The organism is Acinetobacter sp. AG1, assembly GCF_001005525.1.
Classification (GTDB): Bacteria; Pseudomonadota; Gammaproteobacteria; order Pseudomonadales; family Moraxellaceae; genus Acinetobacter; species Acinetobacter modestus.
On record NZ_LBMZ01000063.1, the window covers coordinates 1 to 9,791 of the forward strand.

Annotated in this window: 9 protein-coding genes; 1 reads left to right on the top strand and 8 read right to left on the bottom strand. The window is 38.6% G+C overall.

Features of this window, described 5'->3' with window-relative positions; all coding sequences use genetic code 11:
* Positions 1-60: 60 nt before the first annotated feature.
* The 7 genes from AAV96_RS01120 to AAV96_RS01150 form a co-directional block, all read right to left on the bottom strand.
* Complete coding sequence (locus AAV96_RS01120) at positions 61-1,740, bottom strand: long-chain-fatty-acid--CoA ligase (protein ID WP_004659466.1); 1,680 nt, start codon at positions 1,738-1,740, stop codon at positions 61-63.
* Between the two features lie 156 nt (positions 1,741-1,896).
* A complete protein-coding gene (parC, locus tag AAV96_RS01125; protein ID WP_046737988.1) occupies positions 1,897-4,116 on the bottom strand; it encodes a DNA topoisomerase IV subunit A in 2,220 nt (739 codons plus the stop codon).
* Positions 4,117-4,277: 161 nt separating this feature from the next.
* Positions 4,278-4,850 (bottom strand): HEAT repeat domain-containing protein, encoded by a 573-nt coding sequence (locus AAV96_RS01130; protein ID WP_046737989.1) that lies wholly within the window; start codon positions 4,848-4,850, stop codon positions 4,278-4,280.
* A 240-nt stretch (positions 4,851-5,090) separates the two neighbouring features.
* Positions 5,091-5,504, bottom strand: a complete 414-nt coding sequence (locus tag AAV96_RS01135) for a hypothetical protein (RefSeq protein ID WP_046737990.1) — start codon at positions 5,502-5,504, stop codon at positions 5,091-5,093.
* 52 nt (positions 5,505-5,556) lie between these two features.
* Positions 5,557-6,201, bottom strand: coding sequence for a trimeric intracellular cation channel family protein (locus AAV96_RS01140; RefSeq protein WP_046737991.1), 645 nt, complete (start codon positions 6,199-6,201; stop codon positions 5,557-5,559).
* Between the two features lie 52 nt (positions 6,202-6,253).
* Positions 6,254-6,736 carry a YchJ family protein gene (locus AAV96_RS01145; protein WP_046737992.1) on the bottom strand — a complete coding sequence of 161 codons (483 nt, stop codon included), beginning with the start codon at positions 6,734-6,736 and terminating at the stop codon, positions 6,254-6,256.
* Between the two features lie 84 nt (positions 6,737-6,820).
* The gene (locus tag AAV96_RS01150; RefSeq protein ID WP_046737993.1) at positions 6,821-8,404 is read right to left on the bottom strand and encodes a TerC family protein; all 1,584 of its coding nucleotides are present in this window, start codon (positions 8,402-8,404) and stop codon (positions 6,821-6,823) included.
* Between the two features lie 326 nt (positions 8,405-8,730).
* Here AAV96_RS01150 and AAV96_RS01155 point away from each other — a divergent pair, with 326 nt between their 5' ends.
* Positions 8,731-9,357: a TIGR00730 family Rossman fold protein gene (locus tag AAV96_RS01155; RefSeq protein WP_046737994.1), complete on the top strand. Its 627-nt coding sequence runs from the start codon at positions 8,731-8,733 to the stop codon at positions 9,355-9,357.
* 53 nt (positions 9,358-9,410) lie between these two features.
* On the opposite strand, the gene AAV96_RS01160 is transcribed toward AAV96_RS01155, so the two are convergent.
* Positions 9,411-9,791 (bottom strand): choice-of-anchor I domain-containing protein (locus tag AAV96_RS01160; protein ID WP_046737995.1); only part of this gene is annotated, 381 nt, incomplete at its 5' end.

Consider the following 9,791-nt stretch of genomic DNA (forward strand, 5'->3'; position numbering starts at 1 on the left):
CAATTGTGGCGTTTTTTATTTCCAATAGCTCCCTTTTTAAACGGAGGCTAAGTGGGATTCTTAAGCAGGCTTACGTAAATCTTTACGTAAGATCTTACCTACGTTAGATTTTGGTAGATCATCCATAAACTCAACATAACGTGGGCATTTATAACCTGTTAAGTTTTGTTTTGCATAAGCAATAATTTCTTCAGTTGTTAATGAAGGATCTTTTTTCACGATGAATAATTTAGGCACTTCACCTGATTTCTCATCTGGCACACCAATCGCAGCAACTTCCAATACTTTTGGATGCTTCGCAATCACTTCTTCAATTTCACTCGGGTAAACGTTAAAACCTGAAACCAAGATCATATCTTTTTTACGATCTACAATTTTGAAATAACCGCGTGAATCCATGACACCAACATCACCAGTACGGAAGAAACCGTCTTTGGTCATGACTTTCTCAGTTTCATCAGGACGATTCCAGTAGCCTTTCATTACCTGTGGGCCACGAATCGAAATTTCACCCTGCTCACCAAGTGCCACTTCATTACCATCATCATCAAGTAAAGCAACTTCAGTCAATGGTAATGGGATACCAATCGTACCACTGAACTCTGTTGTTGCAGGCGGGTTTGCTGTCGCCACTGGCGATGTTTCAGATAAACCATAACCTTCGATAATGATCGTACCTGTTACTTTCTGCCAAGCAGCGGCCGTAGATGGTAATACAGCCATACCACCACCCATTGCCATCTTCAATTTGCTATGGTCAAGCTGTTTAAATTCTTCGTTATTCACTAAGGCATTAAACAAGGTGTTTACTGCTGGGAAGAAAGAAGGTTGGTATTTGCGTAATTCACCAACGACTGCTGGTAGGTCACGTGGGTTCGGAATCAAGATATTCGCTTGACCTTTATACATACCGTAAAGCGCGCACACCATGAATGCAAAGATGTGATAAAGCGGTAACGCACACACGATACGATCATCTTTAGAACCGTCACCTGTGCCAAACTTACTTGAGAAAATACCATCACATTGTAATAGATTAGAAACCAAGTTACGGTGTGTTAACTCAGCACCTTTAGAAACACCTGTCGTACCACCTGTATATTGCAGTACAGCAGTATCGCTTAAGGTCAAACTTGGACGTTTATAATTGCTTGGATTCGCTTTACCTAACGCTGCATTAAATTTAACGTGACCAGGAATATTCCATGCTGGAATTTGTTTACGTACTTTACGTAAAACGAAGTTTACAATCGTACCTTTCAGTGTACCGAGCATGTCACCGACAGAAGCAACCACAACATGCTTCACTGGTGTTTTACCAATAATACTTTGATAAACACTAGCAAAGTTTTCGATGATTACAAGAGCTTCTGCCCCAGAGTCATTTAACTGATGCTCAAGCTCACGTGAAGTATAAAGTGGGTTTACATTGACCAATACTAAGCCCGCACGGAATACACCTAGAGCAACTACTGGATATTGAAATACGTTCGGCATCATCACCGCAACGCGTGTCCCTTTAGCCAAACCAAGGCCTTGTAAATAAGTAGCAAACTTACGGCTAGCGACTTCTAATTCATTGTACGTTAAAACTTTATCCATGAAGATAAAGGCATCACGTGAACCAAATTTTTGGAAATTGCGTTCAAAAATATCAACAAGTGAGGTGTTTTCAGCAGGCAGCGCAACTGTTTCTGGAATTCCTGTCTTTTGGTATTCTGCAAACCAAATCTTTTCCATAATGCCATTATCTCCGAGTAGTAATCCTTAAAAATGTAACGACGTTACTTTCCATGACAAAACTTTTTTTTAACTTTTGGAATTGCCCTGTCAATCTATTCAAATAATATGAATACCTTGTCATATATAACGTATTTTTATCACAGAATACTAGCCTTATCTCTGAATGAGGAGTCTATTTGCTTTTTGATATCCCCGTGGTAAAAGTTGCCCCTTTGTTGCTCTTTTTCCTATATATTTTTGGAGATCGTCCCCTTTCAGTTTTAGGTGTTGTTGTCCTGCAGCGACTTGGATTATTTCATCTAAACCTAGGGTTGTCATGGATAAAATTTGCTCTTTTTCATCAAGTTGTATCAACTTGTTACCTTTACCTTTATTCAGAACAGGTAATTCAGCCAAATCTATGATCAGTAAACGCCCTGATGAACTGAGAATTGCAACATGTGTGGCTTGTTGAATTGGCAGTAAAGGTAAAGCGGTTGCATTGTCTGCAACTGTCAAAAAGGCTTTACCTGCTTTCGCATTGGTATCTAACTGCACCGCTTGCGTTTTAAATCCATATCCATTTGAACTGACAGCAAGTAACTCATTACTGTCATCATCAATAAATACTTGAATAAATGATACGCCGCTGGCTGGTGCAAGCTTTGAGCTCAATGGCTCGCCTAAACCACGTGCAGAAGGGAGACTACTAATCGGCAGCGCATAACTCCGCCCCGTTTCATCTAAAAAGTAGACTCGTTGATTGGTTTTTCCGACTGCATGACTCAAATATTGATCACCCGCACGGAAATTTAGGTTTGCTGCATCAACATCACCACCTTTAGCGGCTCTCACCCAGCCTGCTTCTGACAAGACCACAGTTACTGTTTCCGCAGGCATTAAATCTTGTTCTTTGATTTGTACAGCATCAGCACGAGTAACAATCGGTGAGCGACGATCATCGCCAAATTTTTTCGCGTCTTCTTTTAACTCACCAATAATTAAATTCTTCAATGATTCAGGATTTGCCAGCTGCTCACGAATAATCGCTGCTTTCGCTTCTAATTCTTCTTGCTCACGGCGAATTTCCATTTCTTCAAGTTTAGCCAAATGACGAAGCTTGAGCTCCAAAATTGCCTCAGCTTGGATATCATCAATCCCAAAGTGCTGCATCAAAACAGGTTTTGGCTGATCTTCTTCACGAATAATCCGAATTACAGTATCAATATCTAAATAGGCAATTAAAAGGCCTGCCAAAATATGCAAACGTTTTTCAATTTTATTTAAATGATATTGCAAACGACGTGTTACGGTTTGCTTACGGATCTCAATCCATTCCAACAAAATACGGCGAATCGATTTGACTTGCGGACGACCATCTGCACCAATCATATTCAAATTAACGCGATAGCTTGATTCTAAATCAGTGGTTGCAAATAAATGGCTCATCACCGTTTCAGCATCTACACGATTAGAACGTAATACAATGACTAAGCGTGTTGGATTTTTATGATCTGATTCATCACGAATATCTGCCACCAAAGGCAACTTTTTCGCAATCATTTGATCTGCAATTTGCGTGACGACTTTTGAACCTGAAACTTGATAAGGTAGTTCAGTAATCACAATCTCATTTTTTTCGACCGTATACACTGCACGCGCACGATAGCTACCACGCCCTGTGGTTTGGATTTTCAGTAATTCTTCTGGTGGCGTAATAATTTCAGCTTTGGTCGGTAAATCGGGGGCTGGAATATATTCTGCTAATTTTTCATCAGTGGTTTCAGGATTACGAATTAATGCAATCGTACCTTTCACTACTTCACGTAAGTTATGCGGTGGAATATCGGTTGCCATCCCTACCGCAATACCCGTCGTACCGTTCAGTAGGATATTGGGAATCCTTGCAGGCAAAGTGATCGGTTCTTTCATTGAACCATCAAAGTTATCTTGCCATTCACTCGTCCCTTGTCCAAGCTCACTCAGTAATAATTCACTATAAGCAGACAATTTGGCTTCGGTATAACGCATTGCCGCAAATGATTTTGGGTCATCAGGTGAACCCCAGTTGCCTTGACCTTCAATCAATGGATAACGGTAGCTGAATGGCTGTGCCATCAACACCATCGCTTCATAACAGGCTGAGTCACCATGCGGATGATATTTACCGAGTACATCACCAACAGTACGGGCTGACTTCTTCGGCTTGCCAGTCGATTTTAAACCCAGCTCACTCATTGCATAAACAATACGACGTTGTACAGGTTTTAAACCATCGCTGATATGCGGCAGTGCACGATCCATAATCACGTACATGGCATAATTTAAGTAAGCTTGTTCTGTGAATTCGGCTACGGAGCGGTTTTCGGTTGCATGATGTGCAAGGCTGGTCATTTCAGCAAGTCATCCAAAATCATTGTTATCGTCAATGCTTTGTATGCTATGTGGATGAAAGCGTTGTGACAAGTGCTTGTTGTTGTTTAAACGTCAAATGGTGTCTTAATGATTAAATGTATCATTCTAATAATATGAGTAAAGCCCTTAGTATTTAAATATTAGCTCTCGTTAAGCCTGTCCTCTAAAATTTCCAAACCAACTTCTGCCCATTCTGCTACCTCATCATCTTCTAAATAGTTAGCATAAACTTGCCTTATCTTCTCACTTCCAGAGGAATTCCCCAAAGTTACAGCAATAGATATTCTCACCTCGGTACAGTCATCATTAGAATATCCTAAAATTAAAGCCTCTAAATCTCTATCTAACCCCTCCCTATATAAATGCCCACAAGCAGCAACCGCAGCTGCCCGAACCTCACTGTTTTCATCATTTACTAGATCTATCAGAATGGTCTTTGATTCTGTTTTAAATGGGTACTTACATTCAGATAAGCAACCTAATTGCCCCAAGAGGAAAGCCGCAATCTCTCTTTGATAACATACTATAGAATTCGACCATTCTTTAGCTAAATCAAATACTTCTCTTGTACCTTTACAATGCAATTTTCTTGCAATTAATGTCCTTACCTCAGGATTTATATCATCAAGCCAATCTATGAGTTCTTGGGTAGTTAACGTATCTAAATACCGACTAGCAAAAATTGCTAATGTAGTCTGATTATCTACAATCATTTTCCTTATCCTTTCCTTATTATTAATTAACTCATCTTCTTAAGATGAAAATCTCAAGCTTTTAAATAATTCTTATTCAAATCACGAAACTTTAATGAATCCTAAAGACAACCTCCAATAAATCCAAATTCTTTATAATTAGATATCTAACAATAGACGTCTTGCAAAAGTCAAAAAACAACCACTGGAATATTAAATTGCTGTCTTATTTGCTTAAGTGCATCATTACTCATTTTATAGTTATTTAATTTTTGTAAATATCGAAACATCATTTTTATATTCTAGTGCAATACTATTCTGATCTTTCTTTTTATATTTTTCATAACAATTAAGCCAACAATGACTATAGTGAACCAGATAGTAATTCTCTTTCTCTATTATTGAGTCTATCTCCAATCTTTTTTGCCAATTTTCAAATTTAGAATATTTACCATTACCTAGATCACAAGTGAAACTTTTTACTTCATCAATAACATTTGTAGTTGAAATCGTTAACGTTCTATTTTTCATTAAACATTCTTTAAACCTATCTTGAGGCATTTTTACCTTTTGATTTCCATATACTCCTTGCCAAATACCAATAAGGTTAGTTTCAGCATGTGTATAAGAAATAAGTAAAAATAAGAAAAGAAATTTTAGCCAACTTATACTCATTCTAAAGAATCCTGAAAAAAATATTATTATTTCATTTATCTATAATATATTATCAATGCTCATCTATTGAAGATGCAGACTCAGCATCATCCTCTTTATAAATAAATTTCGGCATTTCTAGACCAAAATAAATTGCAATCACACGTAAAGTAAAACCAAATACTAAAGTAAAAATCACAGTCAAATCATGAGGTAAACCAATTTCCAAACACACCCAATAGCAGATGACTGCAACAAAGGAGATACTGGCGTACAACTCACGGCGGAACACTAAAGGCACATCATTACAAAGAATATCTCGTAGGATACCGCCTGAAACTCCCGTTAACACACCCGCCACGGCAGAAACTACAAAACCATGACCCATCGATAATGCAATTTGACAACCAATGATGGTAAAACCAATTAAGCCCATGGCATCGAGCAATAAGAATACACTGCGTAAATGCTTCATCCACTTGGCGATAATAATGGTGACAAACGCTGCACAACAAGTCAGAACTAAATATTCAGGATGTTTGACCCACGTTAAAGGATAATGGCCTAGTAAAACATCTCGAACTGAACCACCACCTAAAGCAGTCACACAAGCAATCAGTGTTACCCCAAACCAGTCCATACTACGTCGTCCTGCTGATAACGCCCCTGTCATCGCTTCCGCAGTAATGGCAATAATATAAATCACGGTGAGTAACATCTGCCGACATCCCTAAATCAGGCATCAAAGTGTGCGCTATTTTAAGACAAACTTAGATGAATTGTGCACAACATTGTTTAAATTTTTTCCCTGAACCACAAATACAAGGTTGTTTCATTGTTATTTGCATATTCAAGGTTGGATCAAGAAAGTACCAGTGTTGTTGATGCAAAACAAAATGTGAAACTTCATGATGAATATGCGCCTGTTTGTCACCCTGATTTTTATCACAATAATGAGCTTTGAACTCGACCAAGGCATGGGTTTTATCCAGTTTTGGCTGGTGCTGCACGACTTCTAATTTTAGCCACTGATTGGATTGACTCCAATCTGCAATCGCATCTCGATCCAAAGCAGCTTGCTGCCCCAAAGCAGTGGTTTCCAAAATATAATCAATCTGTTGTAAAGCAAAAGCACTGTAACGCGAACGCATTAATTGCTCTGCATTTTGAGCAAATTGTTGTTTCAAATGCAAAGGCTGGCAACATATTACATATAGCCCATTTCCACATGGGCAATTGTCTGTCAATGTCATTTCAATACTCAAATAAAAATAGCCTTGAGCAAAACTACCGCAATCACGATCGTAAAGCTCAAAGGCTATTTAAAACAAACTTAATTATTTATCGGGTAACTTTTCTTTGGCAATAATACGCACTTTTTCAATTTTGTGCCCATCCATTGTAACAACCTCAAAGCGATAGCCATCAGCTTCAACCATTTCCCCATTTTCAGGTAAACGACCTAAATGAAATAACACATAACCAGATAAGGTTGAATATTCTTCACTTTCATCAACCAGATCTTTACCTAATAACAGTGATACATGGCGAATGTCAGTTGAACCTTCTAATAACATTGAACCATCATCCAAACTGGCAGCCACAGCTTCCAATTCGTCTTCATCAGGGAACTCACCTGCGATCGCCTCTAATACATCTATCGGCGTTGCAATTCCCTCGATAGAACCGTATTCATTTAAAACGATTGCAATTTGTAATGGAGCCTGACGTAACTGCTCCATCACCATTAATACTTGTGCATTTTCATGCACAATCACAGGCTCACGTAAGTGTTTACTGAAATCAATTGCACCTGTTTCGATATATTCATTCAGTACTTTATGCGTTAAAACAACACCTTCAATATTGTCTAACTCACCACGCGCAATAATCAACCGCGAATGGGTCATTGTCATTAAACGTTCTTTCAACTCTGCCGGATCAGCGTCTAAATCTAACCATTCTAATTCAGGACGCGGTGTCATCACAGATTTCACAGGACGTTCAGATAAGCCTAAAACACCCTGTACCAATACGCTATGATAGACCCCATTATCTTCATCAAACACTTCTTTGGCATAGGCTTGAGTCGCTAAAACATCTTCGGCTTCTTTATTTTGGCCTTCACTACCATTGCCTTTACTGCCCAACATACGTAATACCGCAGAAGCTGTGCGATAACGTAAATCAGTCGTCGTCACCAATTTCTCTTGATTGCGACGCATGGTCTGATTCACGATTTCGACTAAGACAGAGAAACCAATCGCAGCGTACAAGTAACCTTTCGGAATATGGAAACCAAAGCCCTCAACCACTAACGAGAAACCAATCATCATCAGGAAGCCAAGACACAAAATCACGACCGTTGGATGCTTATTCACAAAATCCATCAGCGGTTTGGATGCCCAAAGCATAATACCAACAGCAATAATCATTGCCAGCATCATGACACTTTGATGCTTCACCATACCAACCGCAGTAATCACACTATCTAAAGAAAAGACGGCATCTAAAACTACAATCTGAACAATCACCATCCAAAAAGTAGCATGTACAGGATTTTCTTCTTTCAGAGTTTGGTGACCCTCGATTCGTTCATGTAACTCCATCGTACCTTTGAAGAGTAAGAACACACCACCAAATAGCAAAATCAGGTCACGACCAGAAAAGGCATGGTCAAAAATATGGAACAGTGGTTCAGTTAGAGTCACAACCCATGCAATTGCGGCAAGCAATCCTAGACGCATGATTAAGGCGAGAATCAAACCAACTCTACGAGCAGCATTACGTTGTTCTGGTGGTAGTTTTTCTGCCAAGATTGCAATAAATACTAGGTTATCAATACCTAATACGATTTCAAGCACCACCAATGTGGCTAAGCCAACCCATGCAGAAGGATCAGACATCCATTCAAAAATCATTGATGTGACTCCTCTGCAAAATCAGCAATATCGTTATGAAGTTGAAATTTTAAAAGGTCGGCACAAATAGCCAAAACATTTTTTTTAGGAAATAAGAACAAAGCGGAGCGACAACAACCACTACTCATAGAGGTACATAAATTAATAAAAGGATTTTCAGTATAGGCAAGATTGCAGTGAAATTCATCTTTTTTATGTGCTTGTTGTTTTCAAATTTTTTCTAAAATTCATAATATTGTTTTGTACGTAAAGTGTGCATAAAACTGTCATAAAAGTCATTTAACCTAGACAAGCACAATGAAAATGATAAGGTGAAAATAAACCGAATGAATAGTGTATTTAGAATGACAGATAAAAAAACCATTTCTTCTACTCCCAGAAAAACCACCCAATCTCTTATTGCTTTATATTGCGGTTCTCGTACAGGTAACAAACCCATTTATCGAGATAAAGCCATCGAACTTGCTCAACACATCGCAAATCAAGGTTTTGGAATTGTCTATGGCGGAGCAAGTATTGGCTTAATGGGTCAAGTTGCAGATACTGTACTGGAACATAGCGGTGAAGTAGTCGGTGTAATTCCTGAGTTTATGTTGGACTATGAAATTGCACACAATAAATTAACAGAGCTTCATATTGTTGAGACCATGCATGAACGTAAAGCATTGATGGCGGAGCGTGCCATTGCTTTTATTGCTTTACCTGGTGGTTTGGGTACTTTTGAAGAGATTTTAGAAATAGCTACTTGGGGTCAACTCAATCAGCACCAAAAACCTATGATTATTTATAATGTAAATCGTTTTTATGATGCCTTAATTGCTCAACTAGATCATGCTGTTGAAGAAGGATTTTTACCTCCTCAACATCGTGCCAAAGTGATTATTTGTGATTCGCTTGAACAAATTACCAATGTAATTAAAAATTTGAATAGTCCTACACGTATCGAAGTCTAAAATACTCAGCATAAAAAAACGGATCAAATTGATCCGTTTTTTATGCCAAGAGTTTATTGAAGATTAACTTGGTAAACAGCCGTTGAACCACTGACTTCATTACCAACCACGAGTAATGGCTTACCATTTGGAGAGTCTTTTGCAGAGACAAAGATCAATCCCTCAGGTCCTAAATCACCCTGCTGCGCAATATCTGTTTCTACAAAATTACGGGTAGTAAAATATTCAATAAACTTAGGTTTATTCGGCGTGGTGATGTCATACGCCATGATGCCACTCATACGTTCCAAACCAATAAAAGCAAAGGTTTTCTTCCCGATTGTCCCCACAGTAATACCTTCTGGTTCTGGGCCTTTGGCAGCACTTCGCTTATCAAAAGTGACTTCTTCATGATCACTATTAAAGTATTTAGGGAATAACTCTGCTATTTTCTT